Source organism: Nocardia sp. NPDC050630, from assembly GCF_044457245.1.
Lineage (GTDB): Bacteria > Actinomycetota > Actinomycetes > Mycobacteriales > Mycobacteriaceae > Nocardia.
This window is the reverse complement of record NZ_JBITGN010000035.1, coordinates 1-24,666: the sequence shown is the minus strand read 5'-3', so window position 1 is coordinate 24,666 and position 24,666 is coordinate 1. Positions and strand designations below refer to the sequence as shown.

At 63.8% G+C, this 24,666-nt stretch carries 26 protein-coding genes and 4 tRNA genes; 27 read left to right on the top strand and 3 right to left on the bottom strand.

Annotation, left to right across the window (positions count from 1 at the left end):
- Nucleotides 1-65: 65 nt before the first annotated feature.
- Nucleotides 66-941 carry a zinc metalloprotease HtpX gene (gene htpX / locus ACIBG0_RS39870; RefSeq protein WP_397040424.1) on the top strand — a complete coding sequence of 292 codons (876 nt, stop codon included), beginning with the start codon at nucleotides 66-68 and terminating at the stop codon, nucleotides 939-941.
- Between the two features lie 24 nt (nucleotides 942-965).
- Here the strand turns inward: htpX and ACIBG0_RS39865 are convergent, their stop codons facing one another.
- Nucleotides 966-1,430, bottom strand: a complete 465-nt coding sequence (locus tag ACIBG0_RS39865; protein ID WP_397040422.1) for a MarR family transcriptional regulator — start codon at nucleotides 1,428-1,430, stop codon at nucleotides 966-968.
- A gap of 125 nt (nucleotides 1,431-1,555) precedes the next feature.
- Here ACIBG0_RS39865 and ACIBG0_RS39860 point away from each other — a divergent pair, with 125 nt between their 5' ends.
- Nucleotides 1,556-2,554, top strand: coding sequence for a nitroreductase/quinone reductase family protein (locus ACIBG0_RS39860; protein WP_397040420.1), 999 nt, complete (start codon nucleotides 1,556-1,558; stop codon nucleotides 2,552-2,554).
- Between the two features lie 55 nt (nucleotides 2,555-2,609).
- Here the strand turns inward: ACIBG0_RS39860 and ACIBG0_RS39855 are convergent.
- Nucleotides 2,610-2,692: transfer RNA gene (locus tag ACIBG0_RS39855), tRNA-Tyr, on the bottom strand.
- A gap of 202 nt (nucleotides 2,693-2,894) precedes the next feature.
- Between ACIBG0_RS39855 and ACIBG0_RS39850 the strand changes: the two genes are divergently transcribed.
- From ACIBG0_RS39850 to ACIBG0_RS39800, 11 genes are all read left to right on the top strand, one after another.
- Entirely contained in the window at nucleotides 2,895-3,386 is a 492-nt protein-coding gene (locus tag ACIBG0_RS39850; RefSeq protein WP_062983802.1) for a YajQ family cyclic di-GMP-binding protein, read from the top strand.
- 142 nt (nucleotides 3,387-3,528) lie between these two features.
- Nucleotides 3,529-3,601: transfer RNA gene (locus ACIBG0_RS39845), tRNA-Thr, on the top strand.
- Between the two features lie 89 nt (nucleotides 3,602-3,690).
- Nucleotides 3,691-3,766: transfer RNA gene (locus ACIBG0_RS39840), tRNA-Met, on the top strand.
- A 43-nt stretch (nucleotides 3,767-3,809) separates the two neighbouring features.
- Entirely contained in the window at nucleotides 3,810-3,980 is a 171-nt protein-coding gene (rpmG, locus tag ACIBG0_RS39835; RefSeq protein WP_011211653.1) for a 50S ribosomal protein L33, read from the top strand.
- A gap of 183 nt (nucleotides 3,981-4,163) precedes the next feature.
- Nucleotides 4,164-5,222 carry a fused (3R)-hydroxyacyl-ACP dehydratase subunits HadA/HadB gene (locus tag ACIBG0_RS39830; protein WP_397040461.1) on the top strand — a complete coding sequence of 353 codons (1,059 nt, stop codon included), beginning with the start codon at nucleotides 4,164-4,166 and terminating at the stop codon, nucleotides 5,220-5,222.
- A 231-nt stretch (nucleotides 5,223-5,453) separates the two neighbouring features.
- Nucleotides 5,454-5,526: transfer RNA gene (locus ACIBG0_RS39825), tRNA-Trp, on the top strand.
- A gap of 29 nt (nucleotides 5,527-5,555) precedes the next feature.
- Nucleotides 5,556-5,939, top strand: a complete 384-nt coding sequence (secE, locus tag ACIBG0_RS39820) for a preprotein translocase subunit SecE (protein WP_397040417.1) — start codon at nucleotides 5,556-5,558, stop codon at nucleotides 5,937-5,939.
- A gap of 104 nt (nucleotides 5,940-6,043) precedes the next feature.
- Nucleotides 6,044-6,823 carry a transcription termination/antitermination protein NusG gene (gene nusG / locus ACIBG0_RS39815; RefSeq protein ID WP_397040460.1) on the top strand — a complete coding sequence of 260 codons (780 nt, stop codon included), beginning with the start codon at nucleotides 6,044-6,046 and terminating at the stop codon, nucleotides 6,821-6,823.
- A gap of 108 nt (nucleotides 6,824-6,931) precedes the next feature.
- Complete coding sequence (gene rplK, locus ACIBG0_RS39810; protein WP_062983809.1) at nucleotides 6,932-7,366, top strand: 50S ribosomal protein L11; 435 nt, start codon at nucleotides 6,932-6,934, stop codon at nucleotides 7,364-7,366.
- A gap of 78 nt (nucleotides 7,367-7,444) precedes the next feature.
- Nucleotides 7,445-8,158 (top strand): 50S ribosomal protein L1, encoded by a 714-nt coding sequence (gene rplA / locus ACIBG0_RS39805; RefSeq protein WP_354960268.1) that lies wholly within the window; start codon nucleotides 7,445-7,447, stop codon nucleotides 8,156-8,158.
- A gap of 215 nt (nucleotides 8,159-8,373) precedes the next feature.
- Nucleotides 8,374-8,907, top strand: coding sequence for an NADPH-dependent FMN reductase (locus ACIBG0_RS39800; RefSeq protein WP_397040416.1), 534 nt, complete (start codon nucleotides 8,374-8,376; stop codon nucleotides 8,905-8,907).
- Nucleotides 8,908-8,977: 70 nt separating this feature from the next.
- On the opposite strand, the gene ACIBG0_RS39795 is transcribed toward ACIBG0_RS39800, so the two are convergent.
- The gene (locus tag ACIBG0_RS39795) at nucleotides 8,978-10,591 is read right to left on the bottom strand and encodes an MFS transporter (protein ID WP_397040414.1); all 1,614 of its coding nucleotides are present in this window, start codon (nucleotides 10,589-10,591) and stop codon (nucleotides 8,978-8,980) included.
- Between the two features lie 547 nt (nucleotides 10,592-11,138).
- On the opposite strand from ACIBG0_RS39795, the gene rplJ reads away from it, so the two are divergent.
- From rplJ to ACIBG0_RS39725, 14 genes are all read left to right on the top strand, one after another.
- A complete protein-coding gene (gene rplJ, locus ACIBG0_RS39790) occupies nucleotides 11,139-11,678 on the top strand; it encodes a 50S ribosomal protein L10 (RefSeq protein WP_040696007.1) in 540 nt (179 codons plus the stop codon).
- 67 nt (nucleotides 11,679-11,745) lie between these two features.
- Complete coding sequence (gene rplL / locus ACIBG0_RS39785) at nucleotides 11,746-12,126, top strand: 50S ribosomal protein L7/L12 (RefSeq protein ID WP_397040412.1); 381 nt, start codon at nucleotides 11,746-11,748, stop codon at nucleotides 12,124-12,126.
- Nucleotides 12,127-12,367: 241 nt separating this feature from the next.
- Complete coding sequence (locus ACIBG0_RS39780; protein WP_174555213.1) at nucleotides 12,368-13,444, top strand: ABC transporter ATP-binding protein; 1,077 nt, start codon at nucleotides 12,368-12,370, stop codon at nucleotides 13,442-13,444.
- Nucleotides 13,445-13,542: 98 nt separating this feature from the next.
- Entirely contained in the window at nucleotides 13,543-14,250 is a 708-nt protein-coding gene (locus ACIBG0_RS39775; protein WP_397040457.1) for an MlaE family ABC transporter permease, read from the top strand.
- Nucleotides 14,251-14,355: 105 nt separating this feature from the next.
- Nucleotides 14,356-15,120, top strand: coding sequence for an ABC transporter permease (locus ACIBG0_RS39770; RefSeq protein ID WP_397040455.1), 765 nt, complete (start codon nucleotides 14,356-14,358; stop codon nucleotides 15,118-15,120).
- Nucleotides 15,121-15,163: 43 nt separating this feature from the next.
- Complete coding sequence (locus tag ACIBG0_RS39765) at nucleotides 15,164-16,516, top strand: MCE family protein (protein WP_397040409.1); 1,353 nt, start codon at nucleotides 15,164-15,166, stop codon at nucleotides 16,514-16,516.
- 8 nt (nucleotides 16,517-16,524) lie between these two features.
- On the top strand, nucleotides 16,525-17,592 hold the full coding sequence (locus tag ACIBG0_RS39760; protein WP_397040454.1) for an MCE family protein: 1,068 nt from the start codon (nucleotides 16,525-16,527) through the stop codon (nucleotides 17,590-17,592).
- Nucleotides 17,592-18,602, top strand: a complete 1,011-nt coding sequence (locus tag ACIBG0_RS39755; RefSeq protein ID WP_397040407.1) for an MCE family protein — start codon at nucleotides 17,592-17,594, stop codon at nucleotides 18,600-18,602. The genes ACIBG0_RS39760 and ACIBG0_RS39755 overlap by 1 nt, the downstream gene beginning before the upstream one ends.
- A gap of 1 nt (nucleotide 18,603) precedes the next feature.
- Nucleotides 18,604-19,878 (top strand): MCE family protein, encoded by a 1,275-nt coding sequence (locus ACIBG0_RS39750; RefSeq protein ID WP_397040405.1) that lies wholly within the window; start codon nucleotides 18,604-18,606, stop codon nucleotides 19,876-19,878.
- 98 nt (nucleotides 19,879-19,976) lie between these two features.
- Nucleotides 19,977-21,191 carry an MCE family protein gene (locus tag ACIBG0_RS39745; protein ID WP_397040452.1) on the top strand — a complete coding sequence of 405 codons (1,215 nt, stop codon included), beginning with the start codon at nucleotides 19,977-19,979 and terminating at the stop codon, nucleotides 21,189-21,191.
- Nucleotides 21,188-22,429, top strand: a complete 1,242-nt coding sequence (locus ACIBG0_RS39740) for an MCE family protein (RefSeq protein WP_397040403.1) — start codon at nucleotides 21,188-21,190, stop codon at nucleotides 22,427-22,429. Before ACIBG0_RS39745 ends, ACIBG0_RS39740 begins: the two co-directional genes overlap by 4 nt.
- Nucleotides 22,430-22,479: 50 nt before the next feature.
- Nucleotides 22,480-23,187, top strand: coding sequence for a hypothetical protein (locus tag ACIBG0_RS39735; RefSeq protein WP_397040401.1), 708 nt, complete (start codon nucleotides 22,480-22,482; stop codon nucleotides 23,185-23,187).
- Between the two features lie 11 nt (nucleotides 23,188-23,198).
- Nucleotides 23,199-23,909 (top strand): hypothetical protein, encoded by a 711-nt coding sequence (locus ACIBG0_RS39730; protein ID WP_397040399.1) that lies wholly within the window; start codon nucleotides 23,199-23,201, stop codon nucleotides 23,907-23,909.
- A gap of 422 nt (nucleotides 23,910-24,331) precedes the next feature.
- A partial coding sequence (locus ACIBG0_RS39725) for a hypothetical protein (protein WP_397040397.1) occupies nucleotides 24,332-24,666 on the top strand: 335 nt, incomplete at its 3' end.

Genomic DNA, 24,666 nt, shown 5'->3' with positions numbered 1-24,666 from the left:
CGCTCGGCTCTCTGCGTTGACCTGGTGTAATGCCTTGTATGGCCTGAATACGCGGAGAGGCGGACATGCACGGGTATGCGAATGGGCTGAAGACGTTCGGGCTCATGGTCGGCCTCTCGGCCTTGATCGTGTTCGCGGGGGCGATGTTCCGCAGCCCGATGATTCTCTTCTTCGCGATCCTGATCGCGGTCGGTATGAATGCCTACGCCTATTTCTACAGCGACAGGATCGCGCTGAAGGCCATGCACGCGCAGCCGGTCAGCGAGCTGGAGGCGCCGGTCATCTACCGCATCGTGCGCGAACTCGCGACCACCGCGCGTCAGCCGATGCCTCAGCTCTATATCAGTCCGACCAACGCCCCCAACGCCTTCGCGACCGGACGCAATCCGCGACACGCCGCGGTCTGTTGCACCAGCGGCATCCTGCAGATCCTCGACGAGCGCGAACTACGCGCCGTACTCGGCCACGAGCTATCGCACGTCTACAACCGCGACATTCTGATCTCCTCGATCGCGGGCGCACTGGCCGCGGTCATCTCCGGTCTGGCCAACCTGGCCTTTTTCGCCTCGATGTTCGGTGGCAACCGCAATGGCGATGGCCCCAATATCGTCGGCATGATCCTGGTGACGCTGCTCGGCCCGATCGCCGCGACCCTGGTCAAATTGGCTGTCTCCCGCTCTCGCGAATATCAAGCCGACCAATCAGGGGCCGAGCTGACCGGTGACCCGCTCGCCCTTGCCTCGGCGCTACGCAAGCTGGAACGCGGGGTACAGGCTGCCCCGCTGCCCCCTGAGCCGCAGCTGACGGCCCAGTCGCATCTGATGATCGCCAACCCGTTCCGGGCCGGTGAGCGTGCGGCACGGCTGTTCTCCACCCATCCGCCGATGGCCGATCGCATCGCCCGCCTCGAAGAGATGGCGGGCGGGCCCCGCAACTACTGATCGCTGGCCCGACTCCCAGCGCGCTCAGTCATGTTCGACCGCGAGTTGCTGTTCGTAGGCCCGTAGCGTCTCCACGAACATCTGTCGTTGCTCGGCATTCAACGGCTCGAGCACTTTCCGCCACGCCCGCGCACTGCCCCCGAGCCACGCGTTGACCGACTTCTCGTGCGCCGCCGCGATCGCGACGATGGTGCGACGGCGATCCGCGGCATCCGAGCGCCGCTCCAGCACTCCCTGACGGCTCAGATCGCCAACCATCAGACTCACTGTCGTCGGCGCGACTTCCAGTCGCGCGGCCAGCTCATTCACCGTCATCGGCCCATCGAACACCAGATTCGCCAGCAGTGACAGATGGCGTGGCGCGAGCGAAAACGATTGCAGCTCTTCGGGAACGCGCATCTTCTTGGCCCTTCCCACTACCCGAGGCATGAGCAGCAGCAGACTCCGAATGCCCTCGTCCACCCCGATGCCACGCGCACCCGTTGACATCCCGCACACCTCCAAATAGCCTTTGGTTACAAAATGATTTTGCTTACAAAGCAAAATCAAACCGCTCTCGCAAGGCTAGTACCAGCGGTCGCCGGTCCGCCCGGCGATCCGGAAGGGCGCAGGACATGACAGATGCACAGCCGACTCCGGCGGCGGATTTCAATGCGGCGATCATCGAGGAGTTCCGCGCCAACGCGGGGGCGGTCGGCGCGATGTTCGAGGGTGTGCCGCTCATTCTGCTGACCACGGTCGGCGCGAAAAGTGGACGCGTGCACACGACGCCGCTCGTCTATTACCGAGACGGCGATCGTCTACTGGTCTTCGGCTCGAACGGCGGCGCCGACACCCATCCGGCGTGGTTCTACAACGTGCAGCGGAATTCGGCCGTCACCGTGGAAGTCGGCGAAGCCGCCGGCGTCGAGACTTTTCGGGCGACCGCAACCGTGCTGGCGGGTGCCGAGCGCGATCAGCGCTACGCCGCGCAGGCCGAGCGTGATCCGGCGTTTGCCGCATATCAAGCGGGAACCTCGAGAGTCATACCGGTGATCGCGCTGTCCCGGGAACAGCGGTCCGCGATCGGCCGCCGCGGCGTGATCGCCGGTGCGGCCGTCGCCGCGGCCGCTGTGGCGGGCGTTTCCGCCGCGATCGTGGGCTCAGGGGATGTGGCCCCGCAGCAGGCCGTTCCACGCGCAGCCGCCATCGGTGACCATCTGCGGACCGTGCATGAGCAATTGCGGCGCGATCTCGCGACGGTTCGCACGCAATTCGAACGGCTGGATGACTCGAGTGAAACGCTGGGCCTGCCTACGGATCTGCGCAGCCACTGTGTCGCATTCTGTGGTGCGCTGCATGAGCATCACACCAATGAGGACGGTGTCTTTCCGGCGCTTGTTCGCCAGCATCCCGAATTGGCTCCGGTGATCGAGCGCCTGCAGCGTGAGCACGGTGTGGTCGCCACGGCACTCACCGAACTTCAACTGTTGCTGAACAGTGCCGACCCAGTTCGTTTGCGTACCGAATTCGACCGTCTCGCGAACGAATTGGAAACCCATTTCAGCTACGAAGAGGACGAACTCGTCGCGACCCTGAATGCGACCGACCCGGCCACACTTCGGCAGCGGTAAATGCGCGCACAAAGAGAAACCCCCGCCGATCGAGATGATCGGCGGGGGTTTTCGGTGGCAGGTGTAGGATTCGAACCTACGTAGGCTTTCACCGACAGATTTACAGTCTGCTCCCATTGGCCGCTCGGGCAACCTGCCGTCGCGCTTCTCGGCGCGCAGTGCAGCTTACAACGAACCCGCACCCAGAATGCAAACCGGCTGGCCATCGGCCCTGCGACGGGACTACGGTCAGGCTCCGGGGTAGAACTGACGGTGACCGGAAACCGGTCGCCAGCGACTGCTTGCAGGTCGCTCGAAAGGGTCAGCAGACCCCGTTGGACCGTCAGGACAGGAGCGAAGTGTGGCCGATTCGTCTTTCGATGTTGTCAGCAAGGTCGACCGTCAGGAGGTCGACAACGCGCTGCATCAGGCGGAGAAGGAGCTGAACACCCGCTACGACTTCCGTGGCACGGGCGCGAGTATCGAATGGTCCGGTGAGGACAAGATCGTGCTCAGCGCCGAGGCGGAGGAGCGGGTCAAGGCGGCGCTCGAGGTATTCAAAGAAAAGCTGATCCGCCGCGATATCTCGCTCAAGGCCTTCGATGCCGGTGAACCCGCGGCCTCCGGCAAGACCTACAAAATCACCGGCACGCTGGTACAGGGCATCGACACCGAGCACGCCAAGAAAATTTCCAAGAAGATCCGCGACGAGGGCCCCAAGGGGGTAAAGGCGCAGATCCAGGGCGATGAACTGCGCGTTTCCAGTAAGAAGCGCGACGATCTGCAGGCGGTGATCGCACTGCTCAAAGGTGAGGACTTCGGTATCGCGCTGCAGTTCGTCAATTACCGGTAGGCGTTGTGGTGGCCCGCCGTGTGTGGCCGCAAAAACCGCTCTGACCACCCGGTTTGGAGGTGCGACCGATGAGTGTGTAACCTCGTTCAAGACTTCGCCGCGCCGGAGTCCTGAGCGTAGGTCACGGTGCGGAGCTAGTCATGCCCCCTTAGCTCAGTCGGCAGAGCGTTTCCATGGTAAGGAAAAGGTCAACGGTTCGATTCCGTTAGGGGGCTCGCCGGATTGCCGGTGGTGACCGACTCGGCATCGCTACAACCCCCACTCTGTGGGGCCGGGCGCGGCATCACCAGCAATGCGACCCCGTGGCGGTGTAGCTCAGTCGGTAGAGCAAACGACTCATAATCGTTGTGTCGCCGGTTCAAGTCCGGCCATCGCTACCAAAGACCGATCAGACCATCTGGTTGACCCGAAAGAAGGAATATCGTGGCCGCGAAGTCCACCGATGTCCGGCCAAAGATCACCTTGGCCTGCGAGCAGTGCAAGCACCGCAACTACATCACCAAGAAGAACCGGCGCAACGACCCGGACCGGCTGGAGCTGAAGAAGTTCTGCCCGAACTGCGGTACCCACCGGGCGCACCGCGAATCCCGCTAGTCCACACGCGTGCCGCTGCCGCGTTGATTGGCTTCCGGGTTCTTCCCGGATTATCGGGTCGTGACACTTGCGAGGGCCGGACATATGTCCGGCCCTGACGTGTTTCACGACTCGAGTGCGGTGGTTGAACGCTCCGTCGACTCCGGGGCCTCGGGGTCAGATAGGTACAGTCCTCCCGTGACAATCAACACCGGTACAGACGAAGCGGTCGCAATGGACGAAGAACTCGATCCCGCGGCGCATGCCGCGGCGATGGTCGGTCATCACTACCGCGTCGACGACTACTACGAGGTCGGCCGTGAGAAGGTGCGTGAATATGCCCGTGCCGTGCAGGATTATCACCCCGTGCACTGGGACAAGGACGCGGCGCAGGAGTACGGCTACGACGACCTGCTCGCCCCGCCCACCTTCATCTCCCTGGTCGGAATTCTGGCTCAGAGCAAACTCTTCGAGCAGATCGTCACGGGCTACGACCTGAGCCAGATCATGCAGACCGATCAGATCCTGGAATTCCACCGGCCCATCAAGGTCGGCGACCAGCTGGTCTGCGATGTCTACCTACACTCGTTCCGGCAGGCCTTCGGCGGTGACATCATCGTCACCAAGAACATCGTCACCGCGCAGAACGACGAGGTGGTACTCACCACCTACACCACGCTGATCGGGCGCAGCGGCGGCGATATCGATCCGAACCTGCAGGGCGCGGTCCGCAATGTGCTCATGCACGGCATCGGCGATGAGGCCCCCAGTTACCCTCCGCGCACCCCGGCCGCGCCCGTGGCAACCGTGCCCACGGTGCCAGCGATCGCGCCGAGCAAGCATGCGATCAAGTTCGAGGACGTTGCCGTCGGCGACGAGCTGCCCCCGCGCATCGTCCCGCTCACCCGCGGTGATCTGGTGAACTACGCCGGTGTCTCCGGCGATGCGAATCCGATCCACTGGAGTGACGAGGTCGTCAAACTGGTCGGGCTGGACAATGTGGTCGCGCACGGCATGCTCACCATGGGCCTCGGCGGGGGATTCGTCACTTCCTGGCTCGGCGATCCCGGTGCGGTCAAGGAGTACAACGTCCGCTTCACCAGTCCGGTTTACGTCGGCTCCGAGGAGCCTGCGGAGGTCGAGTTCACGGGTAAGGTGAAGTCGGTGGATCCGGAGACCCGGGCCGCGGTCGTCGCCATCGTGGCGAAGTCGGCGGGCAAGAAGATCTTCGGACGCGCCACCGCGACGGTCCAACTGGCCTGACCTGGTCGAGCGACCCTGATTGGCATATGCCGCAGGCGGTAACGTACACTCAGATTTCTGGGGTCACCAGCCGCTGCGCGCTGCTCTGCAAGGGCTGGTTCCAGGTGAGTCCGCGAGGATTCACCGACGGGGCCGGCAACTGCCGGAGTGGCGCGCGTGTTGTGTGACACCGGATAGAAGAACGACAACTGAATACCGAACAGTGGTTGGACAGCTGGATCGTTCAACCGAAGGGGCGTAGCTCAATTGGCAGAGCAGCGGTCTCCAAAACCGCAGGTTGCAGGTTCAAGTCCTGTCGCCCCTGCCCTGGATGCCAGCGACGAAAGGATCGACGTGGTCGACGAGCGGGATACTCGCCACGGCGCGCATGCCGAGGACGACGACACCGCCGCCGTGGCTCGGCCGAGCGGTAAGCGGTCCGCGCGGCGCAGTCGCAATGCCGATTCAGGCTCGGTCGCCACGATCGATCGGCCCACATCGGCCAAGGCAGCCAAGAAGACCGATCGGGCCGAACGCAAGAAGACGGGTAACCCGTTCAAGCGTTTGATCAAGTTCCTGCGCGAAGTAGTCGCGGAACTGCGCAAGGTGATCTGGCCCAACCGGAAGCAGATGGTCACCTATACGAGCGTTGTTCTGGTGTTCGTGATCTTCATGGTCGCTTTCATCAGCGGGTTGGATCTGGCGTTCATCAAGGGTGTCAACTGGCTGTTCGGCTAGCTGATCGCCGCCGACGCCGGTAGCCATCCCGGGGCGGCGCGTTACAGCGCGCCAGGCCCGGTACGCAAAGGATGTACGTGACGACACAGGAAGCGAGTGCCCCAGTGAGCACCCCGGAGAACGACACAACCGACGAGTTCCCGGTCGACGACGCGGTGCAGACCGTCGAGGAGTCCGCTGCCGTCGAGGAAGCTGCTGTCGACGAATCCGACGCCGCTGACGCCGAAGTTGTCGAGGCCGCTCCTGTCGATGCCGAGCCCGCCGATCCGGTCGCCGAAATGAAGGCAGCGCTGCGACGCGCCCCCGGCGATTGGTACGTGATTCACTCGTACGCCGGTTACGAGAACAAGGTGAAGGCCAACCTCGAAACCCGCGTGCAGAACCTGGACCTCGAGGATTACATCTTCCAGGTCGAGGTGCCGACCGAAGAGGTCACCGAGATCAAGAACGGCCAGCGCAAGCACGTCAACCGCAAGGTGCTGCCCGGTTACATCCTGGTCCGGATGGAGCTCAACGACGAGTCGTGGGGCGCGGTGCGCAATACCCCCGGTGTCACCGGTTTCGTCGGTGCCACCTCGCGGCCGTCGCCGCTTTCCATCGACGATGTGGTGAAGTTCCTGGTTCCCGCCGCGCAGCAGCAGAAGAAGCCCGCTGCCGAGGCCGCCGCCGCGACTGCCGCCGCCACCGATATCGCGCCGAAGCCGGTCATCGAGGTCGACTTCGAGGTCGGCGAGTCGGTGACCGTGATGGACGGACCGTTCGCGACGCTGCCCGCCAGCATTTCCGAGGTCAATGCCGAGCAGCAGAAGCTCAAGGTGCTCGTGTCGATCTTCGGTCGCGAGACTCCGGTCGAGCTGGCGTTCACCCAGGTCGCGAAGATCTAGTTCCGTGGTTTCGGCTCCGGCTGGGATCACGGGATGAATCGGCCCGGCGGACGGGTTGATTCACCAGGCTTGCAAAGAGCAAGGACACCAAAACCCTAGGAAAGAAAGATGCCCCCCAAGAAGAAGAAGCTCGCCGGGATCATCAAGCTTCAGATCCAGGCCGGCCAGGCGAACCCGGCCCCTCCGGTCGGCCCCGCCCTCGGTCAGCACGGCGTCAACATCATGGAGTTCTGCAAGGCGTACAACGCCGCGACCGAGTCGCAGCGTGGCAACGTCATTCCGGTCGAGATCTCGGTGTACGAGGACCGGTCCTTCGACTTCAAGCTGAAGACCCCGCCCGCCGCCAAGCTGCTGCTCAAGGCCGCCGGTGTGCAGAAGGGCTCGGCCGAGCCGCACAAGACCAAGGTCGCGAAGGTCACCATGGACCAGGTCCGGGAGATCGCCAAGACCAAGCAGGAAGATCTGAACGCCAAGGACATCGACCAGGCGGCCAAGATCATCGCGGGTACCGCGCGTTCGATGGGCATCACCGTCGAGGCGTGAGTTTCGCACTCGCAATCCCGGTGGGAGGGTCGGCCAGACCCGATAACCACTTCTGAACCACATTAAGGACAGACAATCATGGCAAAACGAAGCAAGGCGTATCTCGCCGCGGCCGAGAAGGTCGATCGCACTCAGCTCTACTCCCCGCTGGCCGCCGCGCGTCTGGCGAAGGAGACCGCTACCACCAAGACCGACGCGACCGTCGAGGTCGCCGTTCGTCTCGGTGTGGATCCCCGTAAGGCCGACCAGATGGTCCGCGGCACGGTCAACCTGCCGCACGGCACCGGTAAGACCGCCCGCGTCATCGTGTTCGCGGCCGGTGAGAAGGCCGCCGAGGCCGAGGCCGCCGGTGCGGACGCCGTCGGTGCCGAGGATCTGATCGAGCGGATCCAGGGCGGCTGGCTGGACTTCGACGCCGCGATCGCCACCCCGGACCAGATGGCCAAGGTCGGTCGGATCGCGCGCGTCCTCGGCCCGCGCGGCCTGATGCCGAACCCGAAGACGGGCACGGTCACCAATGATGTGACCAAGGCCGTCAACGACATCAAGGGCGGCAAGATCAACTTCCGCGTCGACAAGCAGGCCAACCTGCACTTCGTCATCGGCAAGGCGTCCTTCGACGATGCCAAGCTGGTGGAGAACTACGGTGCCGCGCTGGACGAGATCCTGCGTGCCAAGCCGTCGACCGCCAAGGGCCGCTACGTCAAGAAGGTGACGGTCTCGACGAACACCGGACCGGGCATCCCGGTGGACCCGAACCGCACCCGCAACCTCCTCGACGAGGATGCGTAAGTAGCACCCCGGCTCTTCGGTAGCCCAGCTCTTCGGAAGCTGAGCGTTATCCGCAGGAAGCTGAGTTTTACCGCAAGGGCGGGAACGCGAATCGCGTTCCCGCCCTTTGCACATTTCGGCAGGTTTCCTGGGGCGGCATATGGGCGCTCGCGGTGCGGTGCTGCGGACGTATCGCGCACCGGACTAATTCCCGCGCGGCGACGGTTGGCCAAGAGGTGACCGCCGTACTGCTCATCTCCGGAAGCACACGTAGTGCTTCGACCAATACCGCCGCACTGCGCACAGTCGCGGCGATCGCGCCGGAGGGTGTCGAGACCTTCTGGTACGAAGGTCTCGCCGAACTTCCCGCCTTCAGTCCGGATGACGACGGTACCGGTCATCCGTCGGTTGTCGCACTGCACGAACATATTTCGCGCGCCGATGCGGTCCTGCTCTGCACTCCCGAATACGCGGGCACCCTCCCCGGCAGCTTCAAGAACCTGCTCGACTGGACCGTCGGCACCGCCGATCTCTACGAAAAGCCGACTGCCTTCCTCAATGTCGCTGCCCAAGGCCGCGGCGAAGGCGCGGCTACCACCTTGACCACGGTGCTCGGCTACGTCGGTGCCATCGTCGATCCGGGCACCTGTGCCCGACTCCCGGTAGCCCGCGATGCCGTCGACACCAACGGCCTGGTCACCACCCCCGAATTCCGCACCGGGGCACTGAAAGCCCTCGCCCGCCTGGTCCACCAGACCACCCTCGCCTGACCACCCGTCCAAGGGAGTCGAATGGTGGCGTTCGGTCCGGGACCGAGCCACCATTCGTCTCGCCTCGTGGTCAGTCTTCCTTGGGCTCTGCGGATTTGCGCCAACCGAGTAGCACCGATTCGCCTTCCTGCACATCCCACGGTAGGAAGACGGCGACGATCAGCGCACACACCACGACCGCGCCCGCGGCGACCAGCGATGCGGCATGGGAACCCTGCAGTGCTGCCGTCTTCATTGCGGTGATCAGGTTTTCGCGCTGGACCTCGAAGAATGGTGCGATTTCTCGTTTGCGGACCTCCAGCACGCTGAGCGGACTGGCCTTCACCAGACTGCGCTGGTCGGAGTTCATCATCCCGGCGGGCACCCGGTCGATCAGCGACGAGACGCGAGTTGTGTAGTAGGAGGCCACGATCGAGCCGAGGACCGCGACGCCGAGGGTGCCGCCGATCTCGCGGGTGGTGTCGTTGACCGCGGATCCCGCGCCAGCTTCGTTCAGCGGTAGCGAACCCATGATCGATTCGGTCGCCGGGCCCTGCACGATGGCCAGGCCCAACGCCATCGAAACCATGGACGGCAGCACACCGATGACATAGCTGCTGTCCACCGTCACCTGCCCACCGAGATACAGCCCGACCCCGGTGAGCAACAGCCCGAATACGATCACCGGCGTGGTGCCGATGCGGGTCGCCATGAGCGTCGCGATCGGTGCACCGATCGCCACCGAGAACGCGAACGGCAGTGAGGCGATGCCGAATTCGAGCGGCGTGTACTCGCGCACCCCTTGGAAGTACTGAGTAATGAGGAACAGGAATCCGAACATCGAGAAGTAGCCGACCGCAATCGCCAAGGCTGGCATGGAGAATCGGCGATTGCGGAACAGCCGCATATCGAGAATCGGTGCACTGGTACGCAATTCCCACGCAATGAAGACCGCGAGCAGTGCCATCCCGAGTGCACCGACACCGAGCGTGGTGGTGGACAGCCAGCCGTAGCGCGGCGCTTCGATAATGGCCCACACCAGCGCCGTGATGCCGATGACCGACAATCCGATGCCAGTCGGATCGAGCCGCCCCACCTGGGCGGATCGCGATTCGGGCACCCAGATCAGGGTGGCGGCCATGGTGAGCAGCGCCACTGGCACATTGATCCAGAAGACCGAATGCCAGGAAAAATGTTCCAGCAGCCAGCCGCCCGAAATCGGGCCGATCGCAATGGCGAAGCCGGCCATGGCAGTCCAGGCGGCGATGGCCAGTGCGCGCTCGCGTTTATCGGTGAAGATATTGATGATCAGCGCCAGCGTCGCCGGGAAGACGGCCGCGGCGAAGATACCCATGGCAGCGCGGGCGAGGATGACACTGCTCATGGATTCCGATAGCGCCCCGCCGATCGACATGAGGGCCACACCGACCAGGCCGATCATCATGACGCGGCGGCGTCCGTAGCGGTCGCCGAGATTGCCGAAGGACAGCAACAATCCGGCGAATGTCAGGGTGTACGCATCGACGACCCATTGCAGGCCACTGACGCTAGTGGCCAACTCCACTCCGATGGAGGGTAGGGCCACATTCACGATGGTGTTGTCGAGGACGACCAGCAGCTCTGCCAGACAAATGACGGCGAGAGCGAGGAAGCGCCTGGTGCGTCGTTCCAACAGCACCGGTGGATCGACTATGGAGGTTGCCATAGTTCAGTAGTCAAACAGTAACTGTCACTCTCGGTAACACTTTATTGCGGCGATATCCGCCACAACTGTCATCGATTGTGATTGGCGACACGTCGCCGAAGTTATGGAGGCACTGGCGGATTCCGCGATGCATGGGTACCTCGCCGGCCGCACCAAAACCCGACGCCTGCATTGTCGCAGGTCCGCGACGTTCGTCCGGCCGGCACGCGCGACCGGCGAAAGCTCCGGGGAGCCTGGGAAGCGCCGTTTTGGCAGATGAGGGTGGGTTCGGCTACGCTGGACCGAAGTAATCGACGAGTTCGATGACTACCCAATCCGTTCTACCGAAGACCGTTGGTCGCTGCGCCCATTCGGGTGTGGTCGAAGGTCCGGCATCGAGCCGGCGGCCCACGCAGGGAGGACCGAGGCTGGGAATTGACCTGGGTCAGGCCTGGGTCGATCACCTATCGCGCCCCGGAACGCTCTGCGTTCGGGGCGTTTGCTTTATCGCCGGCCCCTGGTACTCGGCAGTTCGAATACGAACCGACATCCAGAGAGGAGGCGAAGTATGGCAAAACCCGAGAAGGTCACCGCGGTCGAGGAGATCACGGAGCAGTTCAAGAGCTCGTCGGCCACCGTCATCACGGAATACCGTGGTCTGTCGGTCGGTAAGCTCACCGATCTGCGTCGCGCGCTCGGCGAAGGCGCTACCTACTCCGTCGCCAAGAACACCCTGGTCAAGCGGGCGGCCGCGGAAGCGGGCGTCGTTGGCTTGGACGACTTGTTCGTCGGACCGACCGCCATCGCCTTCATCAAGGGCGAGCCGGTCGACGCGGCGAAGGCCATCAAGACCTTCGCCAAGGAGAACAAGGCGCTCATCATCAAGGGCGGGTACATGGACGGCGCTGCGCTGTCCGTTGCCGAGGTCGAGAAGATCGCCGACCTGGAGTCCCGCGAGGTGCTGCTGGCCAAGCTGGCCGGCGCGATGAAGGGCAACCTGGCGAAGGCCGCCGGTCTGTTCAACGCTCCCGCTTCGCAGGTGGCCCGCCTGGCTGCCGCGCTGCAGGAGAAGAAGCAGGCCGAAGAAGGCGGAGCTGCCGCCGAGTAACACCCCGTGCGGGTGGATCGCGTGCGGCTCGCCCACATAGACAATCAACTACCGAAAGGAAACAACAATGGCCAACGTTGACGAACTGCTCGAGACCTTCGGCAACATGACCCTGCTCGAGCTGTCGGACTTCGTCAAGAAGTTCGAGGAGAAGTTCGAGGTCACCGCGGCTGCTCCGGTCGCCGTCGCCGCCGTCGGTGGCGCTGCCGCTCCGGCCGAGGCCGTCGAGGAGCAGGACGAGTTCGACGTCATCCTCGAGGGTGCCGGCGACAAGAAGATCCAGGTCATCAAGGTGGTCCGCGAGATCGTCTCGGGCCTGGGCCTGAAGGAAGCCAAGGACCTCGTCGAGAGCGCCCCGAAGCCGATCCTGGAGAAGGTCGCCAAGGAGGCCGCCGAGGCTGCCAAGGCGAAGCTGGAAGAGGCCGGCGCCAAGGTCTCGGTCAAGTAATTCGCGAGTTACTCGCTGAACGGGCGGTCCCCATTGGGGGCCGCCCGTTTGCATTACCGCGACGCGTGCGACGGTAATGCGAATATTGCGAGTGATCCGGGGTTACTCTTCGGTCAGGTTAGGGTGTGCCGCGTCATGCTCATGGGATACAGTGACCGCACCCACTGTGACGCGACACACCGTGATACCGAATAGCGCGGTTCGCCGGTGGGTGGCTCGCTGAGAATTTGTGGAGGTTGGCGTGGGCGTCGAGGTCAGGACCGAGGGTGTTACCAAGTCCTTCGGTTCACAGCGAATTTGGCAGGATGTCTCACTGACGCTGCCTTCGGGTGAGGTCAGCGCGCTGCTCGGCCCCTCGGGTACCGGTAAATCCGTCTTTCTGAAGTCGCTGATCGGTTTGCTGCGTCCGGAGCGCGGTTCGATCTTCATCGACGGCACCGATATCACTACCTGCTCCAATAAGGAGCTCTACGAAATCCGCAAGCTGTTCGGTGTGCTGTTCCAGGACGGTGCGCTGTTCGGGTCGATGAATCTGTTCGACAATGTCGCGTTCCCGTTGCGTGAGCACACCAAGAAGTCCGAGTCCGATATCAAGAAGATCGTGATGGAGAAGCTCGAGCTGACCGGTCTGCTCGGTGCGGAGGGCAAGCTTCCCGGTGAGATCTCCGGTGGTATGCGCAAGCGTGCCGGTCTGGCGCGGGCGCTGGTGTTGGACCCGCAGATCATCCTGGTCGACGAGCCCGACTCCGGTCTGGACCCGGTCCGTACCTCGTACCTGTCGCAGTTGCTGATCGACATCAACGCTCAGATCGACGCGACGATCCTGATCGTGACCCACAACATCAACCTGGCCCGTACGGTGCCCGACAACATCGGCATGTTGTTCCGTCGCTCGCTGGTGATGTTCGGTCCGCGCGAGGTCTTGTTGACTTCGGAGGAGCCGGTGGTCAAGCAGTTCCTCAACGGTCGGATGATCGGTCCGATCGGTATGTCGGAGGAGAAGGACGAGGCGCAGATGGCGCGCGAGCAGGCCCTCGTCGACGCCGGACACCACCACGGTGGCGCCGAGGAGGTCGAGGGCATCATCCCGCAGATGCGGGCGACTCCCGGTATGCCGGTGCGCCAGGCCGTGATTCGCCGTCAGGCGCGCGTCCGCGAAATCATGCACACCCTGCCGCACGCGGCTCAGGTGGCTATCCGTGAGTCACTTGCGGAGAGCGACGACACGCAGGTGATGGCGTACCAGAATGGGGACCTGGGCGGATACCAGGGCGGGTCGTTCGACACTACCGTGCGCCACAACACAACTAACGGGTAACATCTGCGATCGTGAATTCCACCCTGGCGCGATTGCGGACTCCAGTAGAGTCGGGGTTTGGCCAGGCCGGCAACATCTTTGCGCTGCTCATCGACGTTATGCGCAAGACGTTCAAACGGCCTTTCCAGTTGCGCGAATTCGTCGAGCAGTCGTGGTTCATCGCGAGTGTCTCGATCTTGCCCAGCGCACTGGTCGCCATCCCGTTCGGTGCGGTTGTCGCGCTGCAGACCGGCTCTTTGATCAAACAACTAGGTGCCGAGTCTTTTACCGGCGCAACCAGCGTGCTGGCTACCGTCCAGCAGGCCGCTCCCGTTGTCACCGCGTTGATCATCGCGGGCGCGGCCGGCTCGGCGGTAGCCGCCGACCTCGGCGCGCGCAGCATCCGTGAGGAGATCGACGCGATGGAGGTGCTCGGCATCGACCCGGTGCAGCGGCTGGTCGTGCCGCGCGTGCTCGGCATGATGCTGGTCGCGCTGCTGCTCAACGGTCTGGTGTCGGTGGTCGGCATCGCCGGCGGCTATTTCTTCAATGTCGGGCTGCAGGGCGGTACGCCCGGCGCCTACCTCGCTTCGTTCTCCGCACTGGCCCAGCTGCCGGACCTGTGGATCGGCGAGATAAAGGCCTTGGTATTCGGTCTGCTCGCAGGCGTGATCGCCGCGTACAAGGGGTTGCATCCCAAAGGGGGCCCGAAAGGAGTCGGAGACGCGGTGAACCAATCCGTGGTTATCACCTTCATGGTTCTGTTCTTTGTGAACTTGATCCTGACCTTGGTGTATTTGCAGGTCGTCCCCGCCAAGGGCGCCTGACCCGTGGCCACCTCGTACCGTCCCCCGGTGTTGGCGAAATCCGCCCGCCGGGCCCGTGAGATCGCACGTGTGCCCGTTAATGTCATCGATCGCGCGGGCGATCAGATGGCGTTCTATTCCAAGGCCATCGCCTGGATTCCGCGCACCGCGTTGCATTACCGCAAGGAGGTCATGCGGCTGCTTGCCGAGGTGACCTTCGGCAGTGGTGCGCTCGCCGTCATCGGCGGCACCATCGGCGTCATCGTGTTCATGTCCGGCTCGGTCGGCGTCGTCGTCGGCCTGCAGGGCTTCAAGGCCCTGGATGCGCTCGGCAGTTCGGTGCTGACCGGCTTCCTCACCGCCTATATCAATACCCGTGAGATTGCGCCGCTGGTCGCCGCGCTCGCGCTATCGGCAACGGTGGGCTGTGGTTTCACCGCCCAGCTCGGCGCGATGCGGATCTCCGAGGAGATCGACGCGCTCGAGGTGATGGCGGTGCCGGGTGTTCCGTTCCTGGTCACCACCCGCGTGATCGCGGGCTTCCTCGCGGTCATCCCGCTCTACATCGTCGGGCTGCTCGGCACATTCCTGGCGTCGCGAATGATCAGCATCTGGTTCAACGGACAATCCAGTGGTTCCTATGACCACTATTTCAGTCTCTTCCTGCCACCAGAAGACGTCTTGTATTCATTCGTCAAAGTGTTGGTGTTCGCATTCGTAATCATCATGGTGCATTGCTATTACGGCTTCAATGCCACCGGCGGACCGGCCGGTGTCGGCGTCGCGGTGGGTCGCGCGGTGCGCGCGGCGATCGTGCTCGTGAATGTGCTCGATTTCTTCTTGAGCCTCGCAATCTGGGGCACCACGACGACAGTTCGGGTTGCCGGATGAGCGCCCGCGTCATCGAAATGCCTAGCGGCAGTGAGGTGCCGTCATGAGTAATAGCGTGCAGATGTGGCGCGCGACCGAGAAATTGCGTGTCCGGCTGCTCGGTGTCGCATTCTTCGTGGTCTGCGCACTATTCCTGGTCACAACGGTCGCGATCTACAACAAGGCGTTCGTCGACACCGTAAAGGTCCAATTGATCACCGACAGTGTGGGAAATGCGTTGACCCGCAATGCCGATGTCAAAGTGCGCGGCGTCAATGTCGGCGAGGTCAGATCCAGCCGGTCCGAGGGCGGCAAGGTGACCCTCGACCTCGCGATCGATCCCGGTAAGGCCGACCAGATTCCGGTCAATGCGACGGCCCGGCTGCTGCCGAAAACGCTGTTCGGCGAGCGGTATGTGGATCTGGTCATCCCGGACGAGCCGAGTAAGCAGCATCTGACCGAGGGTGTAACCCTGCATCAGGACATCAGCGGTAATGCCATCGAGATCAGCAAGCTGCTCGACGATGTACTGCCGCTGCTGCAGGCGATTCCGCCGCAGGATCTCGCCTCGACGCTCGGCGCACTGTCCCAAGCGCTGTCGGGGCAAGGCGTGGCGCTCGGTGAGTCGGTGGAGAAGTTGGATCACATCTTCCGCGGGGTCAACGGAGTCATGCCGGATCTGAAGCAGGATCTGGTGAGCTTCGCCGATGTGGCCGCCACCTATTCCGACGCGCTGCCGCAGCTGGTCGACGCGTTCAACAACCTGCGCACCACCAACGCGACCATCGTGCAGCGCCGCCCGCAGATCGACACCCTGCTGGCCACGCTGAACCCGACCGCGGCCACCACCGCGGACTTCCTGATCGCCAATCGCGACAACATCATCGATGTGGCCGCCGATTCGCGGCCCGCGCTGGAACAACTGGCGACCTACTCGCCGAACTACGCCTGTGCGCTGGCGAACTTCGCCAAGATGAAGCCGCGCATCGACCAGATCATGGGCATGGGCACCCCGCGTCCCGGTTCGCGAGTCACCATCGAGCTGACCAACACCCGCGGCAAGTACCTGCCCAACCAGGACGAGCCGCGGTGGCTGGACACCCGCGGACCTTGGTGTGTGCCGGAATACCCGGTCTTCACCGATCCCGGTCAGTACACCGGCGGACCGAACAACGACGGTTCCTACGCCGTGCCGAGCCGCAATCCGGGTGACCAGGACAGCGGAAAGCTGTCGGCGCCGCAGTTCGGCATGTACCCGGCCGCGAATGTGCCGACCACCGTCGGTTCGCCGACCGAACAGCAGACCCTCGGCGCGATCTACGGTGCGGCGAATGGTGTTTCGCCCGATCAGGTGCCCAGCTGGGTCACCCGGATCGGTGCACCCGCATTCCGTGGCAGCGAGGTGAGCGTGCGATGAAGGACACGATGCGCGGCCTCGGCGGGCCGCTGACCAAGCTCATCATCTTCGTCGTCGTCACGCTGTTGGCGACGACGATCCTCGGGCTCTCGATCGCCAACTACACCGGCGGCGGCACCGCGTTCAAGGCGCGCTTCTCCGATGTCACCTCGCTCAATAAAGGTGACGAGGTGCGCATCGCCGGTGTCCGGGTCGGCAAGGTCACCAGCGTCAAGATCGTGGACAAGCGCCAGGCCGAGGTCGGATTCGAACTGACCGACCGCGATTGGCTGCCCGCCTCCACGACGGCGACCATCAAGTACCGCAACCTGGTCGGGCAGCGCTATATCGCGCTCGAACAGGGCACGGGGGAGCAGGGCCGCAAACTCAACAAGGGCGCGACCATCGGGCTCGAGCACACCAGGCCCGCGCTGAACCTGACCACCCTGTTCAACGGTTTCCGGCCGCTGTTCCAGACGCTGACCGCCGATGACGTGAACAAGCTGTCCTACGAGATCATCCAGGTCTTCCAGGGTGAGCAGGGCACCATCCATGATCTGGTGGCGACCACCGCGAACCTGACGAACAAGATCGCCGACAAGGACGCGGTCATCGGTGATCTGGTGCGGAATCTGACGGCCGTACTCAATGCGGTCAATGAGCGTGAAGGTCAGTTCGATCAGCTGATCGTCAATACCGAGGCGTTGGTCAGCGGACTGGCCGCCGAACGCGACACCATCGGCAGCTCGGTCACCTCGCTCGGCAATCTGGCCTCGGCCACCGCGGATCTGCTGGTGCCGACCCGCCCGACGCTGCAGGGCTCGATCGCCGGGCTCAGCCAGCTCACCGGCACCATCGACGAGCGCAAGGACGAAGTGAATACGTCGCTGACGAATTTGCCGATCAAGATGGAAAAGCTCGGCCGAGCCGGCAGTTACGGCTCCTGGTTCCAGTTCTATCTGTGCGGTATCGACATCGTGGTCGGACCGGGCGCGGTCGATGCGCCGCAGCTCAATCTCCCGGCCGGGCTGCCGACGGTCAACCAGCCGCTGTACACCAATGCCGCGCCGCGCTGCCAGGGGAAGGGTGGTCACTGATGGACGACCGGATCCTGCTCGGCAAGCGCAGCCCCGCGTTCATGGGTGTGCTCGGCATCGCGATGGTGCTGCTCGTGACAGTCTCGGCGTTCTTCCTGGACAGGTTGCCGATTATCGGCGCGGGCACCAAGTACACCGCGCAGTTCTCCGAGGCGGCGGGCCTCAAGAAGGGCAATGAGGTTCGCATCGCGGGTGTGAAGGTCGGTTCGGTATCCGATGTTCGGCTCGACGGCAATAAAGTGCTCGTCGACTTCCGCACCCAGGACGCCTGGATCGGCAACGAGACCACCGCCTCCATTCAGATCAAGACCGTACTCGGACAGAAGTATCTGGCCCTGGATCCGAAGGGTTCCGACCCCGCCGATCCGAGCACGGTGATTCCGTTGTCGCGCACGGTATCCCCGTACGACGTGGTGGACGCGTTCAGCGATGCGGCCAAGCAAGTCGATCGGATCGACACCGCGCAGCTGGCCACCAGCATGCGGGTGCTCTCGGAGGCGTTCGAAACCACACCGCCGGAGATCCGCAACTCCATCGACGGTGTCGCCCGGCTCTCGGAAACCCTGGGCAAGCGCGATGAGGAACTGAAGAAGCTGTTCGCGGCGACCAGGCAGACCACCGGTGTGCTCGCCGACCGCAATCAGCAGCTCGAGCGCCTGTTGGCCAACGGCGGACAATTGTTGGCCGAGTTGAACATTCGTCAGCAGTCCATCGCGCAGCTGCTCACCGGTGCCAAGACGGTGTCGGCCGAGCTGAGCGCGCTGGTCGCCGATAACGAAAAGCAGATGGGTACGGCATTGACCAACCTCGACGCCGCCATCGATCTGTTGAACGAGAACCAGCAGAACATTTCCAAGACGCTGGAACTCGCGGCGCCGTTCTACGGCCTCTACGCCAATGTGCTCGGCACCGGTCGCTGGTTCGACGCGGTGATCGTGAACCTGCTCCCGCCCGGTCTGCCGGAGATTCCGGGTGACCGTCCGCCGGTGCGCACCATGGGAGGTAACTGACATGGGGGTGAACTGGCCTCGTAAGGAGCCGCTCACCGCGCTGCGCACCTCGCGTCGCGGCACCAAGGCGACCATCGTGATCGGCGTAATCGCGGCGCTGGTCCTGGCCGGTGCCCTCTGGTGGCTTTTCGACCGGATGACCACGACCAAGATCACCGCGTACTTCGACCGCTCCGTTGGCATATACGAGGGTTCGGATGTGCGCATCCTCGGTGTGCCGGTGGGCAAGGTTGATTCGGTTGAACCGCAAGGCGAGCAGGTCAAGGTGGTGATGAGCGTCGATCGCAGCTTCGACGTGCCCGCCGAGGCCAAGGCCGCGCAGATCACGCCATCGATCGTCTCCGACCGCTACATTCAGCTGACCCCGGCCTACACCAGCGGACCGAAAATGGCACGCAACGCGACCATCCCGCGCGATCGCACGGTCACTCCGGTCGAGGTCGATCAGCTGTACAAGAGCATCACCGAACTCTCGGATGCGTTGGGCCCCAACGGCGCCAACGCCCAAGGTGCGGTGAATCAACTGGTCCGCACCTCGGCCGCGAATCTGACGGGCAACGGAGAGGCGTTGGCCAACAGCATCACTCAGCTCTCGCGCGCGGCGCGGTACCTGGGTGATGCCCGCGGCGATATCTTCGACACCGTCAAGAATCTGCAGACCTTCGTCACCATGCTGGCCCAGAACGACCAGCAGGTGCGGCAATTCAATGCCCAGCTGGCGGATCTGTCGACCTTCCTCGCGGGGGAGCGCCAGGATCTCGGTGCGGCGTTGAACCTGCTTTCGGTCGCGCTCGGTGATGTCGCTCGATTCGTCGACGAGAACCGGGATCTGGTCCAGCAGAATGCCCAGGACCTGACCACGCTCACCGCGACGCTGGCCAAGCAGCGCGACGATCTGGCCGCGGCATTGCCGGTGCTGCCGCTGGCGCTGAGCAACCTGATCAATATCCACAATGCCGAATCCGGCACCCTCGATATGCGCGCCAACCTCACCGATCTGCAGGATCCGTTCGGCGCGGTGTGCAAGATGCTGGATCTGAGCAAGTTGATGCCGGGCGATCCGAAGTTCGAGGCCCTCGGCAAGCAGATGCGCCCAATTCTGGAGCACTGCAAGGAGATCACCGACCAGATCACCGCCGGTGTGAAGACGCCGACGCTGAACCTGCCCTTCGGCATCCTCAGCAATGACAACCAGCAGCGTGACCCGGTGCCGGGCACGGTTCCCGGCACCCCGTCCGATCAACTTCCGCCCTCGCAGGGAGGTGGCCAGCGATGAACACGCGAATTCGTTCCGCGGCACGTACTCTCGCCGTAGCGACCGCACGGAGGTCGCTCGAAAGGGTCAGCGCGGCGACTGCTCGCAGGTCGCTCGAAATGGTCAGCGCCGTGCTGGTGGTCGGCATGAGCACGGTCCTGGTGGCGTCGTGCTCATCCGAGGGTATCTACGCGGTGCCGCTGCCCGGTGGCGCCGATGTCGGCGACCATCCATTGACCATCGACATCCGGTTCGATGATGTGCTCGATCTGGTGCCGCAGTCCGCGATCAAGGTCGAGGGCGTGCCGGTCGGGCGCGTCGAGAAGATCGCCCTGGCACCGGACGGCTGGACCGCCAGCGTGCGCGCGCTGGTGAATTCCTCGGTCGATCTGCCCGCCAATGCGCGGGCCGAGGTGCGGCAGTCGAATCTGCTCGGTGAGAAGTTCATCGAGCTTTCCAAGCCCGCCGAGGAACCCGATAGCAAAAAGCTCGCCGATGGTGCGGTCATCCCGGCTGATCACACCCGGCACGCGACCGAGGTCGAGCAGGTGCTCGGTGCGCTGTCGTTGCTGCTCAACGGTGGTGGCGTCGCACAGTTGCAGCCGATCGTCACGGAGTTGAACAAGACCCTGGGCGGGCGCGAGGAGCGAGTGCGTTCGCTGCTGGATCAGGCCAATATCCTGATCGGCGGGCTGAACGAGCAGGTCGACGACATCACCAAGGCCATCGACGGACTCGCCACGCTGAGCAATCGGGTGAGTACCCAGACCGATCAGATCAGCCACATCATCGATGAGCTGCCGCGAGGCATCAAGATCCTGGATGAGCAACGGCCGCAACTGATTTCGCTGCTGCAGCAGTTGGATCGGGTGGGGCAGGCCGGTTTCGATGTGTTGAACCACTCGAAGGACGATCTGATCAAGGATCTGACCTCGCTGCGTCCGACCCTGCAGGAACTCGGTAAGGCCGCACCGGATCTGATCACCGCGCTGCCGCTGGTGCCGACCTATCCGTTCCCGGACTCGACACTGGAGGGCACCTTCGGCGGCCAGGTGAACACCTGGCTCTCGGTGGATCAGCAGATCGGTGTCACCCTGAGCAATCTCGGTGTCGGCAAGGGGGATCCGGTCTACATCCCGCCGCCCTACGGTCCCGAGGTGCCGGTGAATCCGACCAACCCCTACTACGGCGGCAATGGTCCGCGCCCGGGTTGGCCGACGGTATCGCTGCTGCCGCTGCCGCCCAATATTCCTCGCTTCCCGGCCGGCCTGCCGCAGCTGCCGACCGATCCGCTCGGGGCGATTCTCGACCAGATCGGAGGTGGTCAGCGATGAGCCGTCTGGTGCGCTACCAGCTGATCGCGTTCGCCTTGATCGCGGTGCTCGGCGTGGTTTATGTCGGCGCCAAATATGTTCGGCTCGAGCACATGGTCGGCATCGGCGAATACAAGGTGAGGGTCGACGCCAAGCAGACCGGCGGCATCTACAAGGGTGCCGAGGTCACCTACCGCGGCGTTCCGGTCGGCCGGGTCGGCAGTCTCGAACTGACCGATTCGGGTGTGGCGATAGACCTGGTGCTCGATTCGAGCGCGCCGAAGGTTCCGGACTCGGCCAAGGCGGTGATCGCCAATCGCTCGGCCATCGGTGAGCAGTACGTCGATCTCCAGCCCGATGCCGACCACGGCCCGTATCTGCGTGACGGTTCGGTGATCCCAACGGCGACGACACCGATTTCGGTTGAGCAGCTGGTGACGAGCGTAGACACCTTCACCCGCTCGGTCGATCTCACCGCGCTCCACACCACTGTTACCGAACTCGGCAAGGCATTCGACGGCAAGGGCGACGACCTCAAGGTCTTCATCGATTCGTTGAACAAGTTCACCGCGACGTTCAACGAAACCCTGCCGCAGACGATCCAGCTGATCCGCGACGGCCGCATCGCACTGGGCACTCAGGCCGAGCAGTCGGGTTACATCCGGCAGTTCAGCCAGGGTCTCGACGAACTCACCGCCCAGCTGCGCTCCAGCGATCCGGATATCCGGCGTCTCATCGGCACCGGCACCGATGCGGGCGAGCAGATCACCGCGCTGCTGAACGAGAGCGGCGGCGCCCTCACCGAGGATCTGACCAACCTGCGTCAGCTGCTGCTGTCCATCTCGCCGAAGTTCTACGCGCTGCGCCCGCTGCTGCAGATGCTGCCGCAGTTGTCGATCGGCGCATCGTCCACCGCGCCCGGCGACGGCACCAGCCACTTCGGTCTGGTGCTCGAGACGAACAATCCGCCCGCCTGCACCCAGGGCTACGAGGGCACCAAGGCCATCCTCGACCAGATGAAGCGGGAGAATCCGGACTTCGACGACACCCGCGACGAATTCCCGTTCAACAAGGACGCGAAATGCACTGTGCCCTTCGGTAATCCAACCGCGGTGCGCGGCGGACTGCGCGCCGATCTGGCGGATCCGAGCATTGTGCAGCCGTGGGATTCCAACCCCAAGACCGATCCCGAGAAGCTGAATCTGAACCCGATCGCCGTGCAGATGGCCACCCTGTTGGGGGTCACGCCCAAGCGGTGAGCAGGACCTATGCGGCTACCCCGCAGTAATAGAAGTTAGGGTGTCTCGCTGTGAGCATCGACATGTCCAAGGAAACGCCGGCGGTGACCGGCTCCGATTCCACGGAAGCTGATGCCGCAGCGCATGACGCGACGGCATCGGATCCCGTGCGCCCGACGGTGGCGGCCGCGGACGCGCCCCGCGGACGGCTCGCGGTCACCATGGTCGCGGCGGCCGCGCTGGTCGTCGCGTTGATCGCCGCGCTCTGGTTCGGCACCGGCTGGGTGCGCGCGGCGTTCTTCACCGACGGTCCACGCGTCGAGGCCCGCGATACCGCGCTCGCCGATGCCAGGCAGGCCGCGATCAATCTGATGTCGCTGGATCCCAATGATGTCGACGGTTCGATCAAGCTGATTCAGTCGTCGATGACCGGATCGCTGCTCGACGATGCCACCAAGACCCAGGATCAGTTCCGCGAGCAGGCCAAACAGGCCAAGACCAGGTTGGAATCCAAGGTCATCGGCTCCTCGCTGACCGCGCTGAACTCCGAGCGCGACCACGCCTCCGCGCTCATCGTGCTGCAGACCACCCGGACCGCCCCGGATGTCGCGCCGTACTCCTACCGTCAGACCTGGGCCCTTGACCTGGTCGAGCAGGGTGAGGTGTGGAAGGCGGAGAAGGCGAGTCCATTGAGTCAGCCCGTCCCCCTGAATCAGCCGACTGCCGGGCAGCCCGGTGCGACGCCGTCCGAGGGCGCTACGCCCAAGCCCGGATCGTAGGAGAACCCGTCATGGCATCTCGTCGACCAGTCAATCGGGTCACTCCCCGTAACCGTCCCACCGTCGGCCGTACCGCGACGAATACCGGGTCCGCTACCGCACGTCGCGGCACCCGCTCGGCCGAGGAAGCGACCACCAAGCGCCGTGCGAAGGTCGCCGGTACCGCGGAATCGGTCCGGCCGGCTCCGCGGTCTGCCGAACCGTCGCGGCCGTGGTCGCAGCGGCTGCGTCCGCGCGCGGGGTGGGGCGTGGTCGCGGGGCTGCTCGTCGTGGCCGTGCTACTCGGCGCGTTCGCAACCGTCGCGGCCTTCCGTCCTGGCATCGACGATTCCAACGAGGCCTATGTGGACAGCAAGGCCACCGAAGAGGTGACCGCGGCCGCCTCCCACGCGTTGAAGACCATCTACGCCTACGACGTGAACAAGCTCGACGGCTACAAGGACGCGGTGCACGGGGTCGTCACCGGGCAGATGCTGGCGGACTTCGACAAGTACGCCGATACCAATCTCGCCGCCCTGAAACAGGCGCAGACCAGCGCCGATGCCCTTCCCGACCCGATCGGGGTGACGTTGCTCACCAAGGATCGGGCTGAGTTGCTCGTGAACTTCGTGGTCAGCGCGAACAAGAACGGTGTCGCCCAGCAGAGTGCGTCCGGCCCGATCGTGCTGAAAATGCAGAAGGTCGACGGCAAGTGGCTGGCCGCGGCCATCGTCGATCAGTGATTTCACCTGGCATAAGCCCAGTGGGGCAGGGGATCTGGTCGATCACCGGGTCGCTCCCGCCACTTGACGAGTTTCGCCGGACACGTCACGCTATTCACAACAGCGGCAGCTGTCACAGTGGCTTCATAGGCCCCGTGGCTACCCGGCGCAGCCAGCGATTCGGGTATGGCACACGGTCATAACGGTCACGGCGTGCCGCCACGCGGCGGCTGGTTCGGGTGGTACTTTGACACCACCTTGCGTATGGGTGTACGGTTGGACGTTGCGCTGGCTGCCTCCTGTCCATACCTCAATTTGCACACGTAAGTTCCACCTTCCGGTGTTACTTCTGTTGTTGCCTGTTCGGGTTTCGTGCGGGTTGTATCCAGCGGAATTCGTAGCAGACAAGCGACGGTCGCGGACCACCACGCGACGCGCGTGAGGTGCTGGAAGGACGCATCTTGGCAGTCTCCACCCAGACCAAGGCAGTTGCCGGAATCCCCGGAGCCCCGTTGCGGGTGTCTTTCGCGAAGATCCGTGAACCCTTGGAGGTGCCCGGACTTCTCGATCTACAGACCGACTCATTTGCATGGTTGATCGGCTCGCCCTCGTGGCGTGAAAAAGCCGCGGCTCGCGGCGACGGCGGACTAACGGGCGGTCTGGAGGAGGTACTCGAGGAGCTCTCGCCGATCGAGGACTTCTCCGGGTCGATGTCTCTTTCTTTCTCCGATCCTCGTTTCGAGGAGGTCAAGGCCTCCATCGACGAGTGCAAAGACAA

Coding starts and splice junctions, on each gene's coding strand:
- htpX (WP_397040424.1), top strand. CDS start 66: ATGCACGGGTATGCGAATGGGCTGAAGACGTTCGGGCTCATGGTCGGC.
- ACIBG0_RS39865 (WP_397040422.1), bottom strand. CDS start 1,430: ATGTCAACGGGTGCGCGTGGCATCGGGGTGGACGAGGGCATTCGGAGT.
- ACIBG0_RS39860 (WP_397040420.1), top strand. CDS start 1,556: ATGACAGATGCACAGCCGACTCCGGCGGCGGATTTCAATGCGGCGATC.
- rplK (WP_062983809.1), top strand. CDS start 6,932: ATGCCCCCCAAGAAGAAGAAGCTCGCCGGGATCATCAAGCTTCAGATC.
- rplA (WP_354960268.1), top strand. CDS start 7,445: ATGGCAAAACGAAGCAAGGCGTATCTCGCCGCGGCCGAGAAGGTCGAT.
- ACIBG0_RS39795 (WP_397040414.1), bottom strand. CDS start 10,591: ATGGCAACCTCCATAGTCGATCCACCGGTGCTGTTGGAACGACGCACC.
- rplJ (WP_040696007.1), top strand. CDS start 11,139: ATGGCAAAACCCGAGAAGGTCACCGCGGTCGAGGAGATCACGGAGCAG.
- rplL (WP_397040412.1), top strand. CDS start 11,746: ATGGCCAACGTTGACGAACTGCTCGAGACCTTCGGCAACATGACCCTG.
- ACIBG0_RS39775 (WP_397040457.1), top strand. CDS start 13,543: ATGCGCAAGACGTTCAAACGGCCTTTCCAGTTGCGCGAATTCGTCGAG.
- ACIBG0_RS39770 (WP_397040455.1), top strand. CDS start 14,356: ATGGCGTTCTATTCCAAGGCCATCGCCTGGATTCCGCGCACCGCGTTG.
- ACIBG0_RS39765 (WP_397040409.1), top strand. CDS start 15,164: ATGAGTAATAGCGTGCAGATGTGGCGCGCGACCGAGAAATTGCGTGTC.
- ACIBG0_RS39760 (WP_397040454.1), top strand. CDS start 16,525: ATGCGCGGCCTCGGCGGGCCGCTGACCAAGCTCATCATCTTCGTCGTC.
- ACIBG0_RS39755 (WP_397040407.1), top strand. CDS start 17,592: ATGGACGACCGGATCCTGCTCGGCAAGCGCAGCCCCGCGTTCATGGGT.
- ACIBG0_RS39750 (WP_397040405.1), top strand. CDS start 18,604: ATGGGGGTGAACTGGCCTCGTAAGGAGCCGCTCACCGCGCTGCGCACC.
- ACIBG0_RS39745 (WP_397040452.1), top strand. CDS start 19,977: ATGGTCAGCGCCGTGCTGGTGGTCGGCATGAGCACGGTCCTGGTGGCG.
- ACIBG0_RS39740 (WP_397040403.1), top strand. CDS start 21,188: ATGAGCCGTCTGGTGCGCTACCAGCTGATCGCGTTCGCCTTGATCGCG.
- ACIBG0_RS39730 (WP_397040399.1), top strand. CDS start 23,199: ATGGCATCTCGTCGACCAGTCAATCGGGTCACTCCCCGTAACCGTCCC.